Origin of the sequence: Citrobacter sp. Cpo126, assembly GCF_030332445.1 — a bacterium.
Taxonomy (GTDB): Bacteria; Pseudomonadota; Gammaproteobacteria; order Enterobacterales; family Enterobacteriaceae; genus Citrobacter; species Citrobacter portucalensis.
The window spans coordinates 181,649-205,478 of record NZ_JAOWHT010000032.1; the positions used below are offsets into that span (position 1 = coordinate 181,649).

Below are 23,830 nucleotides of genomic sequence, written 5' to 3' on the forward strand. Positions count from 1 at the left end.
CTGAAGAGCATTACTCCGAGTGGGGCCGTTTCTTTGCATCGTTAAATCAGAACTGATACTCAATCCCCGCCCAGTAATTACGGCCTTCTTCGATAAATCCTTCGCTGTACACGTATCGTGTATCGAACAGGTTATTGACCGAAGCGTTGACGCTAAACCCGTGACCGATGGCGTAGTCGGCGCGTAAATGGGTAATGGCGAAACCTGCGGCTTTCTGCGAGCCGTCGCTATTGCTATAGCTCGATGAGCGGGCCTCTTCAGACAGCGTAATGCTCAGCGGATCCCACGGTTTCAGCGTCATCCATGCGGTGAGGGTTTGCGTCGGCAAATCGGTTATTTTGCCAATGTCGCTGCGTTTGACGTCCGCATGAATCAGGCCATAGCTCAGCCCAATATCCAGCATATCAAAGACTTTACCTTTAACGCCTGCATCCAGACCGGTGTAATCCACCCGGCCGCTGTTCTGATTCTGGATGGTATCGGCATCAATATTGTGTGAAAGAATGGCATCGCTGATGCGGTTGTAATAGACGCTGGCTTCGAATCCCCAGTCTTTACCAAGTGAACCATTCCAGGTCAGATCCACGCTGCGGGCGCGTTCCGGTTTAAGCTGCGGATTGACCAGCGCCACCTGGTTATAGGCCGGTTTCGAGGTGGTGTAGCGCTCTTTCAAAGTCGGGAAACGTGTTCTGTCAGAGTAGGACAGCGCTAATGTGTCTGAATTTTCAAAGTGATATTTGGTCATCATCTGCCAGTTGAAAGCTGACTGATTGTTGTCATCATAGTGGGTGACGCTGCCATTTTTCTCGTGCTTCATGCCTTCCAGACTGTCGCGCCAGTCATAGCTTATTCCCGCCACGACATCGACGTTATCCGCCGCTGCCCACTGGTATTCGCTGGCAACGGACCAGGTGCGGTCTTCGTAGCGATCGTAAGCCGCATTCGGAGCGCCTTTCTCGCGGTGAACATCATCTTTCCAGTTCACGGCGAAAGAGAGCAGGTCGTTTTCTCGCATTTCCGCAGCGAGCTGCAGGCCAGCGCCATCGCTGTAGTCTGAATAATGACTGTAGTTGCCTTTCTTGTTTTTCAGATCGGCAAGTGAGTTGTACATCATCAGCGTATTTTCAAAGGTGTCGCGATACAGACGGCTTTTCAGGGTGAAACGATCGCCCAGATAGGTGGTGCCCTGATAGTAATAGCTTTCTTTATCGTACTGTGGCCATTGCCAGTAGCGTGATTTCTGACTGCTGGCTCCAGCGTACGGCGGGTTATCTTTTTCACCGTCCTGATTAATATAGGTCAGCACATATTCGTCATTACCACGTGGGGTAAAGCCCAGCTTCACGATACCGCGTTTGTCATCGGCGGAGGAGTTAATCATCTTGCCGTTGCTGCCCGCAATAGGGTTGTCCACACCGTGCGGTAAGCCAAGGAAATCCTGCTTCAACTGACTGCCGCTGAGCTGGATGTAGCCGAGATCGTTGCTGGCGCCAAATGAAGCGTGCATATCGTGGGCATTGTCTTTGCTACGACTCCAGCCCTGGCGATAGCCAATGCTGCCTTCAATCGGTTTGGTGGGCTTTTGGGTGGTGATATTGATGGCGCCGCCCATCTGGTTCGGCCCTTGTAACAGCGACGAGTAGCCTTTGGAGACTTCAACCGAAGCGATATCGGAGGTCAGAAAACGGCCTAAATCGAGGTTGCCATCATAGGGGATGTATACCGGCACGCCGTCAAAATAGACGGGAACCTGACGGCTGTCAAAACCGCGAACTTTCACCTGCTGTTCATTGCGGTTGCCTGACTTTTGCAGCACGACGCCGGGGACAACGCTCAGTGCCTGCGCCACGTTTTGCTTATCCAGTTGCTGCATCGTTTCCTGGCCGAGAACCGTAGTGGTTGCGGCGGAGGCCGGACTTGACCAGACGGTCATGGTTTCGCTTTCCTGCCCAGCAAAAGCACTGTGCGCGAAAGCAAACGACAGGGCTGTGTAAAGACAACTTTTGTTGAAATTCATTATTTTTAGTCCATTTATTAATGTTATATGCCACGTGCGTCCGGGCTCAGGCTAACTTTGATATCCGCGGGCGGAGCGTAGTAAGGCGCGGAAGTGATGAAAAGTCTGATGCCACAGTCGAGATAACTCGCCAGCGAGGCGAGGGTAATGCCGCCAGTCAGCGCCAGCGTACAATGGGGGGCCAGAGAAGGGGCCTGGCGGACAATTTCTGTTGCTTGCTCAGGGGTAAATTTGTCGAGTTGCAGGACATCGGGCGCGGCGCGTAGCGCGGCTAATGCCTCATCTGGCGTATCTGCTTCAACCACGATCTTTTTTTCTGGCGCATGGCTGCGTAAGCGCGCAATCGCGCCTGTCCAGTCGTTTGGATTGGTAAGAAAATGGCGGTGATTAGCAAACAGCAGTACCGTTTCGGCGCATCCTCCGCGATGGATAATGCCTCCCGCGGCGAGTATTGCCTGAGTCGCCAACAAACGCGTGCCGGGAATGGCTTTTCGGGTACAGGCAATCTGCCCATCAGGATAGCGTTGGCGCAGTTGGCTCAACATGCACTCAAGATAGCCCGAAACCCCACAGCTCCACTCCAGGACATTTTGTACCGCTTTCCAGCCCTGGTGCAGCGCCGCCGCATTCCCATGTGCGCAAATCAATCGCTGTCCTGCACTTACCTGTTCACCATCGGCAACCATGTCGCTGATGGTCAGCCCTAATGAGGCGAGCATTTGCCTGGCGACGGCGGTGCCGCTAACGCACCCGCCCTGGCGATGGTAAAATTCCATAACGCCCGGCTGTGCGCCAATACCCAACGCGCGGGTAGTCAGGTCGCCGCCCTGAATATCTTCCAGCAGCAGCGCGTCGGTTTGCGCCTGCGAAAAGTAGATCATCGCAGCGCCTCCCGCGGAACGCTGTCCCACCAGATAAGCGCCCAGTCACGGCTGGCGGGGGCAATCGCGCGTGGATCCTGCTGTTGATACCAGGTTTCCAGACGTTCGACCTCGTCGGCGCTCAGTTCACCCATACTCCAGCGCACGTTTTCCAGAAAACGTGTCCAGGTGCTGTTGTCCTGCTGGCAGTTGGGTCCGCGGATAAAATCAACATGCGCGTGGATCCCCATCTGATACAGGACATTAAGCGCATAGATATAGTTGGGAAGCTCAATCACTTCGCGGCCCAGTGCACGCTGAATGGTGGGGGAAACGAAAGATGAACTGACGAGATGAGTGGTGTAAACCCGCAGTCGGGCCTGATTATTCAGTTTGGTCATCGCCTGGCGCATATCGGCAACCAGCGTAGAGCGCGAAGCGACGGCGATATCGCACTGGGGTAAATCATCCCAGTGTTCCTCCCAGGCCCGCTGCACCCACTGCACGTGACGGGCGTTCATTTGCGCAGCGCGGCGGGCAGCTACGCTAAGCATGCCCTGGCTATAATCTACGCCGTAAATTATTGGCATCTTTTTAGCCAGCGCCAGCGAGACGGTACCGGGACCGCAACCCATGTCAAACAGCGACTCCGCCCCTTTCAGGTCGATTTTCCCCAGCAGTTGCAGCAGATAGCTGTCGGTTAATGAGGCGCAATTTTCCGCCATTTTTTCCGCACGTTTATCCCAGTGCTCCGGCTTTTTCTCGGTTCTGTTCGCCAGCTGTAACTGTTTACGGTAAAGATCGGCAAAATCAATGTCGTCAATGAGCATTCTTATTCCTTAGTTATGTGAGCCAAAGAGATGGTGAGCGATTTGTGACGGTGTAACGCGATACAGTTCCGCCAGACGATCGGCAGCAAGCTGATGTTCAGGAAGCCCTTGTGACACTTCGCCATCCGGTTCAACGCGTACCACGCTGTCGGCGATTGCCCGGGCGTGCAACGGATGATGCGTCGACATTAGCAGGGCCATACCTGAATTTTTCAGCGTCACCAGCGTGTCGAGCAGACGGATCTGATGCCCAAAATCCAGGCTGGAAGCAGGTTCATCCAGCAACAAAAGGCGTGGGCGTTGCGCCAGCGCGCGGGCAATTAACACCAGTTGCCGCTCTCCGCCGCTCAGCGTGTTCCAGCGTCGGGGCGCCAGGTGAGAGATTCCCAGCATCGTCATCTGCTGGTGCGCATTTTCACGCTCTTTAGCGCCGGGAACCGCAAATGCCGCCAATTGCGGGGCCAGCCCCATCATCACCATGTCCAGCGCAGTGAAGGCAAACGCGCCGTCATGTGCCTGAGGAACCCAGGCAATAGCGGCGGCGCGTTGCCGATCGCTGAGATGATTTATGGCGACGCCATCAAGCAGAATGTCACCGTGAAGCGGCGAAAGAACGCCGAGAATGGTGCGCATCAGGGTGGTTTTTCCACTGCCGTTGGCCCCAATCAGACAACAGACGGAGCCGGGCGAAACCTGAAATGAGACATCGCGTAACACGGGCTGGTGACTGTGGTATCCCAACGACGCATGGCGGAGGGTCAGAAGCGTCATGGGCGATTTCCTCGAAGCAAAAGCAGCAAAAAGAACGGTGCGCCAATAAATGCCGTCAGGATCCCCAGCGGGATTTCTGTGCTGCTCAGCGTGCGGGCAAGAGTATCGGTGAGCAGCAGCAAAATGGCGCCGATCCCCATAGAAACGGGCAGCAACTGCTGGTGGTTATTGCCACTGAGGAGTCTGCCGATGTGCGGTACAACCAGCCCAATCCAGCCGATAATGCCCGCGATGGCAACGGTACAGGCGGTGATTAACGTTGCGCAGACGATCAGTCCCAGTCGTAATCGCGAGACGTTGATCCCAAGCGATCGTGCTTCATCATCCGACAGGGTGAGCAGGTTCATGCGCCAGCGCAGCAGCAATAGCGGGATCAGTCCTGCGAAGATCAGCGGTGCCGAGAACCACAGATCGTGCAGCGTGATCGTCGATAAACCGCCAAGCAGCCAGAAGGTGATAGACGGGAGTTGGGTATACGGGTCGGCCAGCGTTTTGATGAGCGAAATTCCCGCACCGCATACCGTACCCAGCGCAATCCCGACCAGCACCAGCGTTAACACCGGGTCGTGACGCTTGACTCGCCGGGTAATCAACCAGACACCGGCGACCACGAATAAACCGCCCATGAACGCATACAGCTGAATGAACAGGATCGGTAAACCTAACAGGATTGCTAAACAGGCACCTAAACCCGCACCCGCCGCCACGCCGAGAATATCCGGCGAGACCAGTGGGTTGCGGAACATGCCCTGATAGGTGGTTCCTGCGCCCGCCAGCGCCGCGCCGAGCAGCAATGCAGCCAGTATGCGTGGCAGGCGGATTTGCCAGAAGACGATTTTGTCCTGCATTGGAACGCCATCTGTACCGGCCACGAGATTCAGAACCTGCTGTGCATCCAGGCGATACGCGCCTGATACCGCAGCGACGCTCGCGCAAAGCACCACCGCAGCACTCATCAGAAAACCGAGGGTTGATGTTTTCATCAGACTGCCACCAACCTTTGATACTGTGCGTCGCTTAGCGTGGTGTGCCAGAACAATTCACTGTAGCGCTGCATATCGGCTTTAAAGCTCGCGTTAACCTGAGGATCAAGCCAGGCATGCAGGCGGCGTAACCCCAGTAAACGGTTGATGCCAGGAGGTGCATCCAGCCAGCCAAACGGCAGACCGCTGAGAAACAGAATGCGCCGGTCAGCAACAGCTTTGACCCCTTGCCAGAGCGGATCTTCTCGTAGGAACTGCGCTGTCACCGCATCCTGCACCAGGATAATATCCGGCTGCCAGCTGAGAAGATTTTCCATTGAGACCTGTGTGAGCCCCTGTCGTCCGGGGATGTGCGCCACATTGTGCAACCCCAGTAGTTCTGCTGCTTCGGTATGCAGAGAACCTTGTAAACCAGTCTCCAGTCCTCTGGCACCGCGCGCGGCATAAAAACGCAGATTCGCCGCGGGTGAATGCGAGAAAGCTATTGCATCATCGATAAATCGACGGGCCAGCGCGGCCTGCATTGCGGTTCGCGAGACGACGCCCAATACTTCACCGACTGCGCGCAGCTGTTCTGGGGTATGGCGCAATTCGCCGTTAATCAGCAGCCAGGGAATCTGTGTTTGTGTGCTCACTTGTCTGGCCTGAGAAAGCCAGGTTTCATCGGCATTACCGCAGTCAATAACCAGGTCAGGTTTAAGCGCCAGGAGTGCTTCAAGCGAGAGCGTGCTGGCGCGCCCCGCCAGCCTGCCGAGTTTCGGCAAAGTCCGAATGTTATCGTTAAACGGGATGGCGGTCTGGCGAGAGAAATCAAAGGAGGAAAGCCCCACCAGTTTTTCCGGTGCGACGGCCAGCAGCAGCATGTCAGCAGGTGCGCCCGCGCTGACCACGCGTTGGGTCGTTTCTGGCTTAGGAGAGTCTCCAATGGCCACAGTCAGCGAGGTTTGAGCAAACGCGGGAAGATGGCGTAGCAGCAGTGCAGATGCCACGAGTTGGGCAAACATCCGTCTTGTCAGTGGCATTATTGTTATCCTGAAGGTTACAAAATCGCTATATATTTACATATATAGCGAATAAAAACATGTTCAGAATCAATTTCTCACGGATGAAAACCCCGGATACCCCATAAGGGCTAGAGGCCATAGAGACAGCTGGAAGGGGGAAATATAAGAAAGAAAAATCCGCGACGAAGCGCGGATTCAGGAAGTAAAACGGCTCAGGCTATGATGTTATGGCGTCGGTTGAGTCTGTTTTTTAGACTCGACTGGCGCTGTACTTGCCGGGGTAGGTCGTGATGCGGGTACGTTGTCACAGGGCTTTTCTTTGGCGCAAATCAGGTCGAGCATTTTCAGCGTTACGCCGTTGGTCCAGCCGAAACCATCCTGCAACGGATACTCACCGCCGCCACCGCCGGTTCCAGTGGTGCTCACGTCATACTTCTCAACCAGCTTTTTCTCGCGATCGTAGGTGTGTTGAACATTCGTGAGGAATCGCCAGGTCACGTCCATGGCGACAGTATCCTGACCGTAATTCTGTAACCCGGATGCTGCTACCCACTGGAGCGGGGCCCAGCCATTGGGGGCATCCCACTGCTGGCCGCTTTTCACCGACGTGGTAGCAAGGCCGCCCGGTTGCAGCAGATGTGCCTGGGTGGCCGTGGCGACTTTACTGGCGCGATCTTTTGCCGCTGCATTGACATATAGCGGGAACAGGGCGGCAGCCGTGAGCTGGTTGCGTACTTTGTGGCTTTTCAGATCGTAGTCGGCATACCAGCCTTCTTTGTCGTTCCACAGGTACTTCTCGATCCCTTTTTGTCGGGCATTAGCGAAGCCATCGTACTGCGCCGCTTTGGCATCATCACCAGCAGCCTTGCTGGCGAGGGAGATCATTTTTTCCATTTTGTACATCAGCGCATTGAGATCGACCGGAACGATGCTGGTGGTGCGCAGAGTGCCCAGCTGATTAGGATTGTCCATCCAGCGGGAACTAAAATCCCAGCCGGACGCGGCAGCTGAACGCAGGTCGCGGTAGATTTCTGTGGCCGGGCGGTTTGGGTTGCTTTTAGCGGTGGCGATATCCTCTACCCACGACTCTGGCCGAGGCGAATCGCGCTCATCCCAGTAGCGGTTCAAAATGGTGCCGTCATCCAGTTTAACTACGCGCTTATTTTGCTGACCGGGCTGGAGTGTTTCGACGCCTTCCATCCAGTAGCTGTACTCTTTGAGCATCTGCGGGAGGTATTTTTTCAGCGCGTCATTCCCGTCGTGCTGCGCCAGTAGTTCAACCATAAAGGCAAAGAACGGCGGTTGCGAACGACTCAGGTAGTAGGTGCGGTTGCCGTTAGGAATGTGTCCCCAGGAATCAATCTCGTAAGCGAAGTTTGCCACCATATCCGAGACCTTATCCCAGTGATTGCTCTCGGCAAGCCCCAGCATGGTGAAATAGCTGTCCCAATAATATATTTCGCGAAAACGCCCGCCAGGTACCACATACGGTTCCGGGAGCGGCAGCAGCGAATCCCATTTTTCAGCGTCGGTTGTCGAACGGGTGAGTACCGGCCACAGGCCATCGATATGTTCGCGTAATGATTGCCCGGCCGGGGGCACGTATTTCTCGCCGTCTTTCGGCAAGGTGAAATTCACTTGCACAAAATGGCGTAAGTCGAATCCGGACTGGTTTTTCTGCATCCGGTAATCGGCAAGGATCATTAATGGATCGCTGTTTGGCACCGCGTCCGCAAAGGTTTTCTGGTCAGGAAACAGTTTGGCTGTTTGTACATCGTTAAACAGGGGGCCAAGCAGAATATCAGGCGGCGCAGGCGTAGCGGCTGGTGCGTCCTCGGCGTTGACGGTAAAAGAGGAAAGGGCAAAAAAGGTGCTTGCGAGCGTCAGTTTTATTGAAACAGAGAGCAGGCCAGGATGGCGAGTTGCTGGCGTTATCATCGGTTAATCTCCTTAGCGGCGTGCCGAAGTAGCGGCATTTACCATGAGAAAACCTTAGTTCAGGAATGACCGTTGCGCGTGATCGGCTCCCCATTTTGCGAATAAACAGACATTTCCCGACGCGAATAGAGAAGAAGCACACCCTTTGTTGGAAAGGGTGTGCTTCGGAATCAGTTTGCGCGGGTTATCCGCTGTGTGACACAGTCAATGGTCAGAGTATCGCCCATCTTGATGCTATCGAGAGCCGCGCCTTGCTGACACATCCAGCACAGACCCATTTCACGAGCGATAATCGCCGGATGCGAGGCTTCGCTGCCGTCCCGCAGGCAGATACCTTTGATGGTCTTCGGATCGAGTTGCAGGACCGTAGACGGATAAATGACATCAGCGACCAGGATAGTGGGGCGCAAGAACGCGGGAATTTGTGCGCTCTCTCCCGTCAAATGCTGCAGTGAACGGGACAGCAAATCTTCAATATCAATGTATCGCGCCTGCAGATAAGGATCATCGAGCTGTAAATACTGCTGGCTGAGATCGCTCAGCACCTGATGCCAGGCCCAGGCGGCGCTGCACTGCTTTTCGCGCATTACATCGCAGGCCATTTCAAACAGTTCAGGATCGTCCAACAGCGTATGGTGACCGGAGAAGATGGCGGCGATATCTGCGGAATATCGTTCTTCAGCAAGTGCGGTGAGTTCGCTCAGATCGTTCAGCGTACTTTGGATGGCGGTCTGTAATCGCTGCTGCTCAGCCTGGAGTGATGCGGCTGGCTGCGGGTTTACCTCGGGTGAGAACGGCGTGTAACAGAATGCCGTCCCCGTGACTTTTGAGGGAGCCTGAGCTGCCTTGTTATCAGCATTAGCGGACTCGAGCGATTCACCAAAATTCTCTGCTGCCAGCTGTTTAAATGCGGCCAGCGCATCCTCTGCCTGTTCGCCTTTGGCAATCAGGCGCAGCGTGTCATTACAGCGTACCTGCAGCAGAGCTATCTGATTCAGGCTATCAGGAACCACACACTTGCCGTTTTTCTCCAGCCACATGTCGGCGTTAAAACCAGACAACGCGGAAACCAGCCGCGAAGCCGGGCGAACGTGGATGCCGTTAGGGTTTTTCACCACAATGGCAACAGAACGGGCATCTGCATCGGGAGACAGTGCAGCAGATGCGGGTTTCGCTGCGGATGGCGAAGGTAAACCCAGTTGCTCACATTTGGCGTCGAGGGCGTTCATGGCATCACGGATGACCCGATCGATATCAGCACCCGCGGCGGCGCTAACCGTCGCGGCCAGTGTGCCTTCAACCAGTGGTGCTGCGCACAAACGCACTTTGGCGGCAATGCCAGGGTCGAGCAGTTCCAGCGCGGTTTCCGCACTCAGTAATGCACTACCGATATCCATCATCACCAGCACGTGGTCCGTATCGGCCACGGACTCGATGGCTTCCATCACCTTGATCGGATCGGTGCCAATCGGATTCTCAGGATCATCAATGCCTGCGGCAATGGCGATTTTGCAATCACCGCCCATTAACATCTGCCGGGCCAGCGCACCGACGCCTTCGCCCAGTTGGGCGCTGTGAGAAACAATAACCAGGTTTACCATCGCTTTATCCTTACTCTCTGGACGCCTGAGCTAGCATTTGCATCATAAACATGACCGACGTTGCGCCGGGATCCTGATGCCCAATACTGCGCTCACCAAGATAGCTGGCACGGCCTTTGCGGGCCTGCATGGTGATGGTGCTTTGCGCTGCGGCTTCCGCTTGCTGGCTTGCCGCTTCCAGCGCTGCCTGTACGCTTAACTTTTGCTCGCAGGACTGACGTAAGGATTCGACAACCGGTAGCCAGACGTCGCACATGGTTTTGTCGCCAGGTTCAGCCTTACCGCGGCTAATCACACCTTCTGCGCCATCACGCATCATTTGATACAACTCTTCAAGCGTCAGGCTTTGATGAGCCTGAGTCACCTGGGCGGCGCGAATAAAAAAGGTGCCAAACAGCGGTCCACTGGCCCCGCCGACGCTTGAGAGCAGCACCATACCGGTGTTTTTCAAAATAAAGCCGATGTCTTTGTCTGCGATGGACGGCAGCTTTTCAACGACTTTGCTGAAACCACGATGCATGTTCAGACCGTGGTCGGCATCGCCGATCTCCCGGTCAAGTCCGGTGAGAAAATCACTTTCTGTGGTGAAGATCTCGCCGCAACGATAGAGCCAGTTAACAATTTGCGTTCTGTTGAGGGACATCATGAATCTCCTTATTTACCCCAGTTGAGGGCAGGGGTGTGAACCGGTGCATCCCATAAGCTCAGCGTTTCGTCATCTACCTGTAACAAGGTGATCGAGAAACCGGTCATATCCAGAGAGGTACAGTAAGAACCGATCAGGTTGCGCTCAATGACGATGCCTGCATCCTGACAACGGCTTTCCAGGCGGTTATACACGCCGAAGAGTTCAGACAACGGCGTCGCGCCGAGATTATTGACCAGCGCAATAACGCGATCGCCACTTTGTAACGCACGCTTGCTTTCTTTACCTTCCTGCCACGCGCCCTGGACGTTGTCCCAGTGGCGGAGTGTACGGCTGTAGTTACCGTTTTCCAGCAGGGTATCGAACATTTCATCAACGGTCTGATCGAGAGAGGTGAAGGGGCGACGGTCAATGCCGGGTTCCCCGTGGATACCTACGCCAAACTCCATTTCGTTATCCTGCAGCGTGAACGACGGTTGTCCAGCGGCTGGAACGGTACAGGCGCCAATGGCTATGCCAATGGAGTGGCCCTGGTTATTCAGCTTACGGCCCAACGCCGCACAGGCTTCCAGCGAATCACCGCGTTCGGCGGCCGCGCCGACCAGTTTTTCGATCAATACGGTATTCGCCACGCCACGTCGACCGGCGGTATACAAACTGTCTTTCACCGCCACGTCGTCATCCACCACCATGGTGGTGACTTTGACACCGCTTTCATGCAGCAGCTCGGTGGCGGTTTCGAAATTAAGAATGTCGCCGGTGTAATTTTTGATTATCAGCAGCACGCCTTCGCCACCGTCAATTTGCATGGCGCATTCGAACATTTTATCCGGCGTGGGTGAGGTAAAAATCTCACCTGGACAGGCGCCAGAGAGCATGCCCTGACCAATGTAGCCGCAGTGCATAGGTTCGTGTCCGCTGCCGCCACCGGAAAGCAGAGCCACTTTGCCCATCACCGGCGCATCTGCGCGGGTGACATATACCGGATCCTGATGCAGTGCCAGGGAAGGATACGCTTTCGCCAGTCCGGCGAGTTGTTCATTCAGTACGTCTTCAACACGGTTAATCAATTTTTTCATTATTTATGCTCCGCAGACAGTCCTGGATGGCTGCCAAATTCGGGCAGGCATCTGATGTAGGGTATCGGTTGGTTCAACGTCACGGCGACCGCTCGCTGCCGATAAGGTAATTTTGCACACGGGTAGTCAAAAGAAAATTGATGTGATTGGTGTTTCAATACGGAACATTAGCATCTTTTAATGTTCCATATTGAAACGTGGTGGTGCATAAAACAGCGGAAGTGAGAGATGCGGCAAAGTTTATGCTGACGGCATCATGAGTAAAACGTTATTCCTTACTCTTCTTTGCCATTAAAATCGAAAAACCAGAACAAGATAAAACCAATAAAACCAAAAATTAGCAGAATAGCCAGGGTATAGACTTCATATCGCGCGGCATCTGCAGCAATCGCCTGTAACTTGTCCATTGCTGGGGCTGGCTGCTCTTTGAATAGCATGAGTTGCCATTCATAAAGGTTTGTTGTTTTTATCTCTTTAATCGGTTCCCAAATATGGTTAGCCGCCGCGCCGAGTGCTAAAGCAGAAAACAGTGCGCCGTAAATACGTTGGCGTTTTTCCTGACGCTGACTAATAGCCTGGCGCATGAGCTGATCCAATTGCTCTATCTGCGTCATGAGCTCCTGACGTTGCTCAGACAATCCCCACTGCCGAGAGAGATCTTCACTCAGCTGGTTATGTAGGGCATCGTTGCCGACTAAAGCACCTTTATTCATGGCTTTTAGCGCCTGGGCTTTGGTTTCCAGCATCATTTCGGACCAGTCAGATAGACGACGAATTTTTCCCTTTCGGTTGTGTTTTTGCTGCGACTCGAGCAGATCCTTGAGCCACTGTTCAATCTGTTGGGCTGAGTTCGCCAGAAAATTTTCATACTCATGGCTTACATCCGCTACAGAAATGGCCGCTTTAATCAGTATCGCCAGATGTTTATCCTCTTCTTCGCGACAGAAGATTGTGACGCCATGACGGTGAGCGACAACCAGAATATTGCTGTACCATTGGCAGTGGTACTCGCTGGTGGGGGGGAGATCCGCAGGACTCCTAACGACGCGCGTGCTATCGCTCTGTGCTGCCAGCCAGGCATGAAAGGTGGGGGTATCGATCATTCGCATCAGCGGGACGATCGTAATATCACCACCCTCCGGGATGCGATGCTGATAGACACGAATGCATTTACCTTTTGTGCGGCAATCAAGTTCGGGTAAAGCTATTGGCACAATGGCGTTATCAAGATAACGGGTAAAATAATTTTCCCAGATTGCGGGCAAAACGTCTTTTTGCCAGGTCAGTTTCGAGCCGGGCTCTCCGGGCGCAAGCTGCTTCGGTGCCGCAATTAGCGTCATTCTGCCTTGATCGTCGTACCAGGGTTGGTTCGGTGCGCCTGGGATCAATTTATCGCTTCCGGCCAGGCGATAGCTTTCGAGAAAACGCGGAGTATCGTGCGGGCGTAGTCCTTGCCAGGCCACATCTTCACGTTGTTCCAGAGCGGACCACAGGGCATCAAGGCGTGTCCCCTGAATCGGGTTGAGCGAAATAACGATATCATTTCCCGTACCCACTTCTCGTGGTCGATAAATGGCCAGCAACCCAAATCCATTGTGCGTCCAACTGCGTTCTTTATCGCAGCGCGCGAGAATTTTCAACATCCCAGAAGGGAGCGTTTCGGTAATAAACAATGCATCAACCACCGTTTGCCGCCGGCCTGTGCCGAGATCCAGCAGGAGTTGGCAGGTAACCGAACGCTTGATCACGTGTTGGTAAATCTGTTGCTCATACGCCAGACTTGCGACCGCACTTGCATAACATTGCGTGTGCATGGGCATAATGCCTGCGGTGGGGTCTGGGTTGGCTATCATCATATCGCTCAACAGGCGAAGGCAGGCCAGCATGTTGTGGCGAACAACGACAGTATCATCCATGGATTGCTCGCACAGGCCGCTATGCGCGAGTGCGGATAACAAGCAAGCGGCAGAACGAGTTGTATCATCACCGTCCAGATAAATACCGCTTTCCCATGCGGTGACGTATTCCAGCCACGGATGTGTTGATAGCGACAGCGAACCAGCGGCATCGAGATGGTTCAAAAACAGCAACAGCGTAAAACAGGTATCCAGAGAGAAATCTTCGATAACGATTCGTTGTATTCCCTGGACACTTGAGAGTTTACTGCGCCATATAGACCATTGACGATCGTCGGCATTTGCCACCAGTTCACTCACCGAATTGTAGTGACCTGCACGGTATCCTTTGTTATTGAGCGCGACACCCTTATGGCTTTCCGTATCATTGCCGTCGCCCAATCCGATCAGTAGGCTGCCTGCCGGTGCATCACGCTGCGACGGATTGAACTCGAAAGTAAACAGCGGCCATGCATTATTGAATGCGAGCATATAATTCTCTTTCGATGAATGTGTTGTTGGATCGCTCATTATTTGACTACGTTATAAATGACCCGTTGTGAGCGACTCCAGTTATCGCCAATCGCAATATTGGGTTCATGGTTTTCTTGTTTTACGCAGTAGTTCTTAACCAGGCTTTTTAACTCTGCCTCGTTGAGTGTGCCGAACATCAGACGCGTATTCAGTTCTTTCAATAACACATCATGGAGTGAATAAGTGGTCGGTCTTTGCAGTGAAAATTGCGACGCGTCAGCCAGTAACTCACGCGCATTATCGGCCATCAGACGGCGCTCACAGCGACCTGCAGGTTCATTTTTGGCCATTTCTTCATCGTAAGCTTTCTTCTGGGCTTTCTCAAAATTAAGCGCTCTGTCGAGTTCCGCTTTAATACCCTGAACATCCTTGGCAGAAGAACAGAATGTTTTTAAATAACGAATCTGTATGGGGGTCAGCGTGCCATTGTGGTCCGCTTGCTGACGTAATTTACTGGCCATTCTGAGGCAGCCGTTTTTTTCATCCATCAACGATGCTGATTGTAATAGGGCATTCAACGTTTCCTGGCGATCTTCCAGTAATGCGGCTTCGGCATAATACAGTTTCCAGCGCATGCCTCCGGCAAGAAACAGATTGACAACCTGGGTATCACCGCGATCGATAGCGGCGCGAAGATTTTTTTCATCCCAGGCAATGCCGATATTCGCCAGTTCTTTACGCGGATCGTTACTGGTTTCTTTTTTCGCCCCAGCAACCGTTTTACCCACTTCCCCGAGATCGCTACGGATGGACTCCGTATTCACCAGCGTCTTGGTTGAGGTTCCGAAAGTCAGTACTGAGCCAACAATAATGACGACGATACCGCCCAGCACCCAGGCTACTCGATTGCGAATGATGCGCGTATCAATTTTGATTTTTCCAATATCCTGAGCCTGAGCCACCAGATCATCCTTTATTTCCTGAACGTCACCGCCGAGATCTTCAATTTTTTTGGCTGTCTGTTCGAAATAGTGAGCAACCTCAGCATTGCTGTCATCAAAAAAGCGATCAGGGTTAACTTTTACCCGGCCTTCGTCGAAGGCCTCCTGTACCGGCTCAGTAATTTCTTGGTAATAGTAATTCACCAATGTTGTTTGGACGGAGGTTACCCGCTTATGATGCGCCAGACGGTTGCGAATTACGCGAATATCGTCAAGAAAGGTATTCAGTGTTCTACGTTTATCGTTAACAAAGCTGAGCAAAGGGGTATATTGATAAAGTGGAGAGTAGTGGATGGGATATTCGTCTTTATCAATAAATAGTGAGGCGAGTTCACTGAAAAGGGTACCGCTCAATACGTCATCACGATCGGCAACGTTGAGCCATTTTTTTACACGTTCCTGACCAAATAGTTTGTTTAGGTGCTCAAGTAGGGCTTGTTGGTTATTGTACGCTTCATTAATTAAACTACGAATGGTCAGCTCTAATGCTCGTACCTGCTGCAAACTACGTAACTGCTTTTCTTCGCCTTCGTTATGCAGCGTCGTTGAATAAGTTAATTGAGGCTGTTTTTCTCGCAAATATTCGAGCTGCCACAAAAAACGCAACGCGGCAATGGTCAGATTTCTGTCGGCAGGCTGGCCATCTGTATTTCTGCCGAGCCATTTGTTCAAGGTGCGTAATGCCGCAAGAAAGCTCGCCATTTCCTGCTCATTATAGTTAAACCGGGCCGCTACACTGCTCCAGTTGCCCAATCTCTCTCGGGCTTTATCAAGTGAATAATAAAACGTATCAGGCGAAAGTTGCGTGGGGGCTGGCATATCCAGCAGGGATAAGATTTGTGGAAATGCGCTGTCGAAAAGAGACAGGCAACGAGTAAAATCGTTGTGCTCAGAAGCAGATGAATGATCGACCATTATATTCTCACGTGGTTATTCGCTGAGTTTTCCCGGCCCGATCTAATCGCACTGTGTCAGGCAACTTTCCCTGCAGCCAGAATGCCATAATTCGACAATTATTCGGGATTTTTAATCAGTTCGTCAATATATATGGGGGGCGTAATATTGGTAGTAGACATTGCAACCAATAATGCGTTGCTATGGGTTCTTAACGCAAATTATGGTTGCAGCGATGGAATTTAATGTTTATTGGCTAACAAAATGCGCAGATATTGGGTAAGTAAAACGCAGAAAGCGGGGCAGATGAATCAGGCTACTACACGCCAATAATGCCACAAATAATGCAGCATTATTGGCGTAACTCACGACTGGCGTTTATCGTCGGTCAAAAACGTTGGCGTATCTGCCGTCGTATTAGCCCGGATAAATTCCGCGATCTTTACGTGCCAGCAGAATGCGTTCGCAGGCAACAATGTAGGCTGCGGTACGCAGGGAGCAGGATTTCTCAGCTGCTTTTTCCCATACGTGCACCATCGCATCAGTCATGATTTTGTCCATGCGATTGTTGATCTCTTCTTCACTCCAGAAGAAGCTTGCCATGTCCTGGACCCATTCGAAGTAGCTGACGGTTACGCCGCCTGCGTTACATACGACGTCAGGTACCACGATGATACCGCGGCTTGCCAGCATATCATCGGCATCCGGGTAAGTCGGGCCGTTAGCGCCCTCAAGTACCAGTTTGCAGGTCAGCATTTCTGCACGCTGACGGGTAATCTGTCCTTCCAGCGCGGCAGGGATCAGGATATCCATTTCCACGCTCCAGAAGGCTTCGCTGGCGATGGTTTCAGCGCCTGGGAAACCGGCAATCTGTTTGTGCTCCAACTGCCAGGCAGACAGCGCGGTCATGTCGATACCCGTGGAGTTAAACAGCGTTGCGGTGTGATCCTGAATAGCGACGACACGCGCACCCGCTGCGGCGAACAGGCGGGCGGCTTCGCTGCCGACGTTACCGAAACCTTGTACCGCCACGCGAGCGCCTTCAACTTCAATGTTCGCACGACGCGCGACTTCCAGACCACTGACGAAAACGCCGCGACCGGTGGCTTTATCACGGCCTAACGAGCCGCCGAGGTGAATAGGTTTACCGGTGACCACACTGGTCACGGTGGTGCCGTGGTTCATGGAGTAGGTATCCATCATCCAGGCCATGACTTTTCCGTTCGTACCTACATCCGGCGCAGGAATGTCTTTCTGCGGCCCAATGATAATGCCGATTTCGCTGGTATAACGGCGGGTTAAACGCTCCAGTTCACCTTCAGAAAGTGAGAACGGATCGACGCGCACACCGCCTTTGGCTCCGCCGTACGGCAGGTTCAACGCTGCGCATTTGATGGTCATCCATGCAGACAGGGCCATCACTTCATTAAGATCAACATCAGGATGATAACGCACACCGCCTTTGCCCGGACCGCGGGAGAGGTTATGTTGCACGCGATACCCTTCAAAATGACGGATAGTGCCGTCATCCATCTGCACCGGGATATCGACAATCAGCGCGCGTTTTGGGTGGCGCAGGGTATCCACCCAATGGGAAAGTTCGCCCAGGTAAGGGGCCACACGCTCGATTTGTTGCAGGTAGGTATTCCAGGCAGATGTGCTGCTATCTGAAGCGTAAGATAACTTATCCATGATAAACCTTAGTTTTAAAAGTAATATGTTCTTAATTTGGCCGTGGTATACAGTGAATCTCACCATATAAACCTAAATTTAACATTTTTTTCATAGAACAGCCTGTCTGGCTAACACGGATTATCAGTATGAGTAGTGTGGGTTTTGGCTTGGTGGTGAATAGTTATTCTTAGTTTTGGCTTTCATCGCGGTTGTTTTGCGGTTTGTGTAGTTTAATATGCATAAATTGTAAAAATCGCAATTTGTCAGATTTATGACGCACCTCTAAAAGTAAATAATATGATAATAAAATGTGTTTGCTTTATTGCTGTTAAGCTGGGCGTCAGTAGGTCACTGCGATGGTGACAGTATCGGCATAGTTGTCTGGCGTGTAGTTTGCGCTGGGAACGGTGGCGTAAACCGGGTAGGTAGTCGTTGTCCCCGTGCCGCTGCCCGCAACGGTATTGAGCGATGTATTGCCCCACACCATACCGGAAGGACCTGGCGTCGAACTAAGCTGGTAGGGGACTTTATCCGTATTTGACCCCGAGCCTGCCATCACGCCGCTGCCTGCCGTATTGCCGTTGGAGGGTTGAAGTCCGATGGTGTAAGGCGTGTTATTGGAACAGGCTACGCCTACGTTATTTGACGCCGTGAGATTACGACCCGTTCCGCTGGTGGGAGCAAAGCTGATGTTAGTCGCGGAGGTGATATTACACTGTTTGCTGACAGCAGCTGTGACGGTGAAAGGAAACCTGGCGGCAACGGTATCACCACAGGTGGTTGGCGGGAAAAGCAATCCGGGATTGAGGGTGACAAGGGCTGTTGCCGTCGTATAGCTATCCTGATAATTTCCGGGGACGGCTGCCGTTTGTGGCGTGACGATCTGCGCCGATACCGTGAGTGAACCCGTCACTGGCGTCAGATTCAGCAGGTTAAGCTGTACCATGGGAAAAGTGGTTCCTGACTGATACTGGCTGCCCCAGACTTTGGTGCGCCCGCTATCCTGGTAAAGCTGGTATGCCAGCGTTCTGGCGGGGTTTCCGCTTAACGACATATTTCGGGTTGTCACCTGGCCACTGACGGCCGAGGCGCCAATATTAAAACAGAGATTGATCCCTGCCAGCACGTCACCAAGCTCTTTGGTGCAAGTGTAACTGAACGTCATTGATGACGTTGCGCCTGTCGCAGACAGTGGATTGACCGAACCTAAATTTATGGGTTGCACATTGCTCACCGAACAGGTTACCGCATGGCTAATTGCCGGACAAAAAAGTACGGCAGCGATGAGTAGCAGATGTCTTAACCTCATGAGCGCACTCCTGTTAGTGTGGGCGACAAACCAGTGGGCCTATTTGCACAATCCCCTTTGCTGACGCGGGATAATCAAATTGCACGCGACAACTACCGGTGTCCGTATCAACGCGCAGCGTGTTGTGCTGCTCAAGAGTGTCGAACCATGTCATTCCATCAAAGCCAACGACAGACGATTGTCCTTTTTCGTTGATGGCGTAAGCCATGCTGCCTTCAGGAATTGGCTTACCCTGATTGTCGACGAGGATAATCTGCGCAGCGCGGACGGGGGTGATGCCAAAGCTAACCAAAGTACCGGAACGATCGGCTGGCGTGGCATTCGTCTCAACGCGTGCGATCCGCATATTGGCAGGGAGATCCATCGGGTCAATACTGATCAGGTTTTTTTGATAACTGTTGAGCGGTGTGACCAGCAGTAGTCCCTGGTCATCGCTGCGACCGATCAGGTTATTTTGCAATTTGACCGGAACATCAGGCACGCCGTCAGTTGAGACGACGGCAAAACCATTATTGATTTCTCTTGCTGCAAACAGGCCGCCTCCCATGGTCACCAGCGATCCGGTTGCGCCGGCATAACCGTAATGGTTATCCGGTAAACGGCTGAATCCCGCGTACGCTTTACCATAACGTCCCAGATATCCCACTTCTCCTTGGCCACTTTGCCGGGAAGCCTGCTGACTGGCAGCCAAATTCCAGCCCCAGCCGCCGTCGGCAGGGGGCGTCAGGCTGGCGTTGAGCTGGTAACCGCTTTCGTCGTTGGTACGTTGTAGGGTGCTGCTGGCGCTCAGATTGTTGTCGGTCGTGATGGTCACCATCAAATAGAGACTGCGATCGCGGTTGTCGTCAATGTTCTGGTTGAATCCGGCATTCAGTGAGATGTTGTCGGTGAGAGATTTAAACCAGCTGGCATTGGCGTAGCGCACCGCATTTTCGTGTGGATAACGAAACTGCAAATAGCTCAGGCTGACATTTCCAGCTGCTTCCAGCGAATAACCAATAACCGTGTTGCTGTTAAGCGTGGGGGGCGGCTCACCGTAATGGGTGGCGACATCGCGATAATCGCCGGAAGTTGCCGTGGTACTGGTACTAAAATTAAACCGTTCGCCGGACCAACGGTAACCAAAACTGTACAAAAACCCGTTCTTTCCTGAGTCGGTACTTGCGGCAAGTGAGGTCGAAAACGTGCCGCTGCGGGTTCCTGGGATCCAGTCGTTACTGAAGCCCGCGTTAATCAGTCCATCGCTGGTTTCCGCGTGAGTCCCGGCGGTGAACGTATTGCTAAACCCGCGACGCCACGTAGCGCTCAATACTGGTGCGCTGGCATAATCAAAAGAGGAGTAACCATAATTTTCGCGTACCGTGCCTAATTCTGCCGACCAGGCGGTTAATCCTTCCCGCAGGAGTTGCTGATCGTTGTAGAACGAGAAATTTTGTACGCTCGTTCTGCCCAACGCATCTGTCATCATCACCTGACCCGTTCCCGCGCCGCTGATGTTAGGCATTGTGTTGATCTGAAAGCTACCTGCGGGGACTTCTCCGTTGTAGTACCTGACGCCGTCGACGTACAGCTCAACGTTTGACGGTAACGTCGCGGATCCCAGATATGCTGGAAGCGGGGTGGTTGGCATATAGGGCTGTAACCCAAAATCGGTGCCTATCTGAATGCCGCCGATTCGCGTCGGTCGGGACCAGATGAGTGAACTAGTCAGGGTATCGCCAACGGTTAACGCCAACATCGAATCAGGAAATGACGTACGCCAGCTGGTGTCGAGGCGCTCAACGCTGTTATCGGCATATTCCTCGGTAGAGTACTGCGTCAACTGAGTGGTGCTGAGCACGCCGGTCGCATTGAAGGCGCGAATTTCGCTGAAGGTATTGATTGCGCTTTCATCCCCCTGTTGCGTATAGATATCATAATTGAGCAGCGCCCCGCGTGATGTTGTTGCCGTTGGCGCGGTTTCGGTGGGCGAGTTAAGCTGCGTGGTCGCAAGATCGAGTGAACTGAGCGGCGCAGTAAGCGAGAGCGTTTGCAACTGAACGTTGTAGTCAATGGTTAGCTGGGGGATATCGTTCAGGCAGACGGCGTTAGTGGCGTCTGGAGCAAAGCGAAAGCCCATTTTACGCAGAGTATCTGCTCCTGCATAAAGCTTTCCATTATCGTAGCCAAAATGAACCAGCCCAACGGGATTCCCATTTAAGGTGACGTCGAGATACAAATCGACTCCCGTAATCTGCGAGGCGCTATTAATAACACCATTTTCGTTCTGGTTATTATTCAGCGTTTGTGCGCAAACCATTCCCGATATTAATACTCCATTGAGAAAGCAATATTTCACCAGAAGCCAGGATCTGTTACAGATCTTGTACTGTTTTTTGGCCATTGATTGTGACTTCAACTTTCCCGCCGTAATGATTATTCCTGGCTGACGGGGAAACTATCCAGCGCATTGTTGATCCGGGTAAAACGTAGCCTAATAGTCCGGGTGTAATGACTTTTTTAGTACCGTCAGGGCTTATAAATGTTGCAGCAGATAACTGTGCATGCCCATTTCCCTGATTACTGACTTCAATAAATTTTTTGCCATCCAGTTGCTGTAATTTCCATTGCAGTTTTGCCTGCGTTTGTGCCGCTGATGTTGGTTGAATGAAAACGGGAACAGAATAATGCAGCACAAACTGAAGCTTGTTTTTTTCTACTTTTGCAGGCGGTAACTCATCTATCGACAAACGATAAGCGTCTTCGGCATGTGCCGAGGGAGGGCTTGTACGAATAACACGAATCAACTGACGTTCTCCAGGGGCTAATGCTAACATCGGCGGGCTAATCACCAGCCCCTGAGAGGGAGAAAGTTTGTCGTCATAAGCGCTTTGACTCCAGCGAAAAACCCGAACCTGGGCATTGAGCACATTTTCACCCGCGTTACTCAGCCAGATACCATCGGCATTTTGCGTCGCTTGCAACGTTAACGTGACCGGGGCTATTTGCAGTCCGCTGGCGGTGGCAAGATTGACGCTCGCAACCATCCCTAGCAGGCATGCGCAGGCACACTGCTTTACAGGCAGTTTTACTCTCATATGGCTTCCTGAAGTTAGTAGTTAACGTTAACCGTTACCGTGTCGGCATAGTCGTCAGGAGTGAAGTTGGCGCTCGGTGCGGTGGCATAAACAGTATACGTTTGCGCCAGACCTGTACCCGTCGCCGCTACCCCATTTCCAGGTGCGGTGTCGGTGGCGGTATTCCCCCACACCGGACCTGTTGCTGATGTACGATTTAGCTGATAGGGCACTTTGTCGGTATTGGTGGCAGCGTTAGCTACGGAGGACATGGCGCCAGATCCTGTTGTCGTCCCTCCATTGGCAGCCGACGGTGCCAGACCGATAAAATAGGGCGTGGTTTTTGAGCAATTAATTGAAATAGTGTTGCTTGCACTGGTATTTGTCGCCGTGGTATTCACCGGACCAAGTGTAATATTTGAAGCCGAACCGGCAGTTACGGTACAGGCCTTTTGAATCGTCATCAGCACCTGAAATGTTCCGTTAACGGTTGCTGCATTTGCCACAGAAATAATGGAAAAGGCGCAGCAACAAAGAATTAAGCGTTTGTCTAAGACTAGAGCCATATCCTTTACCTTTTTCAAATAACCACATTTATTACTTTAGAAAAACAATAATGTGGCACAAGAAGACATAATTTAACCCTAGAATAAGTATTAGACGTACGCCAGTTGATCTAATGAATTTTACTTAGGAAAAAGGTGATGTCGTCTGCAAAAAAATAATACCAATGGGTTAGTATATTGTTTTATTTTTATGCTATGGCCGGGGTTAAGTCAGGAGGATAGAGGGCAACATATTCCTTGGGTGGTACTCAAAATAACCAGCCAAAAAATGAGAGTTGTATGATTTATCTTACACGTATTACGTGTAGGTTACGGGCTGTGGAAGATGACCTTATAACCTTGTTCATTCCAGTGTTGGAGCAGTTCATTTTGTCTGCGGGTTGGCGTAATACCGGTCCAGACAAAAAGGGTTTGCCCAGGGAAAAGTTCAGGTCTTGGCGATTCAATGGGTTCAGCCAGAACGGCAATATGCCAACCAGATTGCGATAAGCGCCAGGCTTCGAGCCACAGACGGGTTCTGTCTTCAACATCCCAGGCCATCAGGAGGGCATCCTTTCCTGACTTGCGCCGCGTTTCAGACAGCAGTGTGGCAACATATTCAATCAATGCGCCATCAAGCATGCTGTTCATTATGCGGGATGTATTATGGTCAAGTATCAGCCGTTGACGTACGGGAAGATAAACGTGATCGATCAGCGCATCTACGGGGTGAACGCGACCGAGTGCAGTAATTTTGGCTCGCAGCTTCGGTGGATGCGCCATGCGAAGAATGCTCATCATCTCTTCTTGTAATTGATTCCAGTCGTCGTCAGCTTGACGGGTACTGGTTTCCAGCAATGCCTTAACTTTCCCAACAGGTATGCCATTGCTAATCCAACGTTTTATTTCTTCAATACGCTGAATATCTTCTTCATCAAAGAGTCGGTGGCCACCTTCACTGCGTTGAGGTTTGAGTAAACCGTAACGTCGTTGCCATGCCCGAAGGGTGACAGGATTTATCCCGCAACGTTCTGCGACATCCCCAATGCTGTAATAAGCCATAGTTCCCCCGGACACTCCTGATTCTCCGTCACCGATATGCGGTTCCTGTTACTTTGTACAACATGCATCAAATTGTACAAAACATACAGAGGATTCTAGCAAAATTAAGATTTACTTTACTATCACGCAGGGAGTAAATGCTGAATTTTTATGTTCAGCATGAGGGCGGTTGTGGTGATTGTTTATTTATA

18 protein-coding genes are annotated in these 23,830 nt (G+C 52.2%); all 18 read right to left on the bottom strand.

All coding sequences use genetic code 11. The features are described 5' to 3' along the window. Positions 1-46 precede the first annotated feature (46 nt). Complete coding sequence (locus OGY17_RS10170) at positions 47-2,017, bottom strand: TonB-dependent receptor plug domain-containing protein (protein ID WP_286607147.1); 1,971 nt, start codon at positions 2,015-2,017, stop codon at positions 47-49. Positions 2,018-2,040: 23 nt separating this feature from the next. After that, positions 2,041-2,898 carry a ModD protein gene (modD, locus tag OGY17_RS10175; RefSeq protein ID WP_250672121.1) on the bottom strand — a complete coding sequence of 286 codons (858 nt, stop codon included), beginning with the start codon at positions 2,896-2,898 and terminating at the stop codon, positions 2,041-2,043. Continuing rightward, a complete protein-coding gene (locus tag OGY17_RS10180; protein WP_250672122.1) occupies positions 2,895-3,707 on the bottom strand; it encodes a class I SAM-dependent methyltransferase in 813 nt (270 codons plus the stop codon). Before OGY17_RS10180 ends, modD begins: the two co-directional genes overlap by 4 nt. A 9-nt stretch (positions 3,708-3,716) precedes the next feature. Then, the gene (locus tag OGY17_RS10185; RefSeq protein ID WP_286607151.1) at positions 3,717-4,478 is read right to left on the bottom strand and encodes an ABC transporter ATP-binding protein; all 762 of its coding nucleotides are present in this window, start codon (positions 4,476-4,478) and stop codon (positions 3,717-3,719) included. Continuing rightward, positions 4,475-5,434: a FecCD family ABC transporter permease gene (locus OGY17_RS10190; RefSeq protein ID WP_370633548.1), complete on the bottom strand. Its 960-nt coding sequence runs from the start codon at positions 5,432-5,434 to the stop codon at positions 4,475-4,477. The genes OGY17_RS10185 and OGY17_RS10190 overlap by 4 nt, the downstream gene beginning before the upstream one ends. A 26-nt stretch (positions 5,435-5,460) precedes the next feature. Then, positions 5,461-6,483 carry an ABC transporter substrate-binding protein gene (locus OGY17_RS10195; RefSeq protein ID WP_286607153.1) on the bottom strand — a complete coding sequence of 341 codons (1,023 nt, stop codon included), beginning with the start codon at positions 6,481-6,483 and terminating at the stop codon, positions 5,461-5,463. A 207-nt stretch (positions 6,484-6,690) separates the two neighbouring features. After that, positions 6,691-8,403 carry an alpha,alpha-trehalase gene (locus OGY17_RS10200; protein ID WP_286607155.1) on the bottom strand — a complete coding sequence of 571 codons (1,713 nt, stop codon included), beginning with the start codon at positions 8,401-8,403 and terminating at the stop codon, positions 6,691-6,693. 170 nt (positions 8,404-8,573) lie between these two features. Next, positions 8,574-10,004 carry a dihydroxyacetone kinase phosphoryl donor subunit DhaM gene (gene dhaM / locus OGY17_RS10205; RefSeq protein WP_258735335.1) on the bottom strand — a complete coding sequence of 477 codons (1,431 nt, stop codon included), beginning with the start codon at positions 10,002-10,004 and terminating at the stop codon, positions 8,574-8,576. A 10-nt stretch (positions 10,005-10,014) separates the two neighbouring features. After that, complete coding sequence (gene dhaL / locus OGY17_RS10210) at positions 10,015-10,647, bottom strand: dihydroxyacetone kinase subunit DhaL (RefSeq protein ID WP_020996617.1); 633 nt, start codon at positions 10,645-10,647, stop codon at positions 10,015-10,017. A gap of 11 nt (positions 10,648-10,658) precedes the next feature. Continuing rightward, complete coding sequence (gene dhaK / locus OGY17_RS10215) at positions 10,659-11,729, bottom strand: dihydroxyacetone kinase subunit DhaK (protein ID WP_003833521.1); 1,071 nt, start codon at positions 11,727-11,729, stop codon at positions 10,659-10,661. Positions 11,730-12,004: 275 nt separating this feature from the next. Further along, the gene (locus OGY17_RS10220) at positions 12,005-14,116 is read right to left on the bottom strand and encodes a hypothetical protein (protein WP_286607157.1); all 2,112 of its coding nucleotides are present in this window, start codon (positions 14,114-14,116) and stop codon (positions 12,005-12,007) included. A gap of 38 nt (positions 14,117-14,154) precedes the next feature. After that, a complete protein-coding gene (locus tag OGY17_RS10225) occupies positions 14,155-16,014 on the bottom strand; it encodes an STY4199 family HEPN domain-containing protein (RefSeq protein WP_234692011.1) in 1,860 nt (619 codons plus the stop codon). A gap of 396 nt (positions 16,015-16,410) precedes the next feature. After that, positions 16,411-17,685, bottom strand: coding sequence for a Glu/Leu/Phe/Val family dehydrogenase (locus OGY17_RS10230; RefSeq protein WP_020996616.1), 1,275 nt, complete (start codon positions 17,683-17,685; stop codon positions 16,411-16,413). Positions 17,686-18,007: 322 nt separating this feature from the next. Next, positions 18,008-18,976: a Csu type fimbrial protein gene (locus OGY17_RS10235; protein ID WP_057066769.1), complete on the bottom strand. Its 969-nt coding sequence runs from the start codon at positions 18,974-18,976 to the stop codon at positions 18,008-18,010. A 13-nt stretch (positions 18,977-18,989) separates the two neighbouring features. Then, positions 18,990-21,275 carry a fimbria/pilus outer membrane usher protein gene (locus tag OGY17_RS10240; RefSeq protein WP_286607160.1) on the bottom strand — a complete coding sequence of 762 codons (2,286 nt, stop codon included), beginning with the start codon at positions 21,273-21,275 and terminating at the stop codon, positions 18,990-18,992. A 55-nt stretch (positions 21,276-21,330) separates the two neighbouring features. Further along, complete coding sequence (locus tag OGY17_RS10245; protein WP_003833508.1) at positions 21,331-22,053, bottom strand: fimbrial biogenesis chaperone; 723 nt, start codon at positions 22,051-22,053, stop codon at positions 21,331-21,333. A 14-nt stretch (positions 22,054-22,067) separates the two neighbouring features. Then, complete coding sequence (locus tag OGY17_RS10250; RefSeq protein ID WP_003833507.1) at positions 22,068-22,598, bottom strand: Csu type fimbrial protein; 531 nt, start codon at positions 22,596-22,598, stop codon at positions 22,068-22,070. A 309-nt stretch (positions 22,599-22,907) separates the two neighbouring features. Next, the gene (locus OGY17_RS10255; RefSeq protein ID WP_008784993.1) at positions 22,908-23,639 is read right to left on the bottom strand and encodes a MerR family transcriptional regulator; all 732 of its coding nucleotides are present in this window, start codon (positions 23,637-23,639) and stop codon (positions 22,908-22,910) included. Positions 23,640-23,830: the final 191 nt, after the last annotated feature.

What these genes read in the sequence shown, in the direction of transcription:
- OGY17_RS10235 (WP_057066769.1), bottom strand. Translation starts at nt 18,976, where the DNA reads ATGAGGTTAAGACATCTGCTACTCATCGCTGCCGTACTTTTTTGTCCG.
- dhaK (WP_003833521.1), bottom strand. Translation starts at nt 11,729, where the DNA reads ATGAAAAAATTGATTAACCGTGTTGAAGACGTACTGAATGAACAACTC.
- OGY17_RS10200 (WP_286607155.1), bottom strand. Translation starts at nt 8,403, where the DNA reads ATGATAACGCCAGCAACTCGCCATCCTGGCCTGCTCTCTGTTTCAATA.
- dhaM (WP_258735335.1), bottom strand. Translation starts at nt 10,004, where the DNA reads ATGGTAAACCTGGTTATTGTTTCTCACAGCGCCCAACTGGGCGAAGGC.
- OGY17_RS10220 (WP_286607157.1), bottom strand. Translation starts at nt 14,116, where the DNA reads ATGCTCGCATTCAATAATGCATGGCCGCTGTTTACTTTCGAGTTCAAT.
- OGY17_RS10185 (WP_286607151.1), bottom strand. Translation starts at nt 4,478, where the DNA reads ATGACGCTTCTGACCCTCCGCCATGCGTCGTTGGGATACCACAGTCAC.
- OGY17_RS10240 (WP_286607160.1), bottom strand. Translation starts at nt 21,275, where the DNA reads ATGGTTTGCGCACAAACGCTGAATAATAACCAGAACGAAAATGGTGTT.
- OGY17_RS10195 (WP_286607153.1), bottom strand. Translation starts at nt 6,483, where the DNA reads ATGCCACTGACAAGACGGATGTTTGCCCAACTCGTGGCATCTGCACTG.
- modD (WP_250672121.1), bottom strand. Translation starts at nt 2,898, where the DNA reads ATGATCTACTTTTCGCAGGCGCAAACCGACGCGCTGCTGCTGGAAGAT.
- OGY17_RS10245 (WP_003833508.1), bottom strand. Translation starts at nt 22,053, where the DNA reads ATGAGAGTAAAACTGCCTGTAAAGCAGTGTGCCTGCGCATGCCTGCTA.
- dhaL (WP_020996617.1), bottom strand. Translation starts at nt 10,647, where the DNA reads ATGTCCCTCAACAGAACGCAAATTGTTAACTGGCTCTATCGTTGCGGC.
- OGY17_RS10255 (WP_008784993.1), bottom strand. Translation starts at nt 23,639, where the DNA reads ATGGCTTATTACAGCATTGGGGATGTCGCAGAACGTTGCGGGATAAAT.
- OGY17_RS10170 (WP_286607147.1), bottom strand. Translation starts at nt 2,017, where the DNA reads ATGAATTTCAACAAAAGTTGTCTTTACACAGCCCTGTCGTTTGCTTTC.
- OGY17_RS10180 (WP_250672122.1), bottom strand. Translation starts at nt 3,707, where the DNA reads ATGCTCATTGACGACATTGATTTTGCCGATCTTTACCGTAAACAGTTA.
- OGY17_RS10230 (WP_020996616.1), bottom strand. Translation starts at nt 17,685, where the DNA reads ATGGATAAGTTATCTTACGCTTCAGATAGCAGCACATCTGCCTGGAAT.
- OGY17_RS10225 (WP_234692011.1), bottom strand. Translation starts at nt 16,014, where the DNA reads ATGGTCGATCATTCATCTGCTTCTGAGCACAACGATTTTACTCGTTGC.
- OGY17_RS10250 (WP_003833507.1), bottom strand. Translation starts at nt 22,598, where the DNA reads ATGGCTCTAGTCTTAGACAAACGCTTAATTCTTTGTTGCTGCGCCTTT.
- OGY17_RS10190 (WP_370633548.1), bottom strand. Translation starts at nt 5,434, where the DNA reads ATGAGTGCTGCGGTGGTGCTTTGCGCGAGCGTCGCTGCGGTATCAGGC.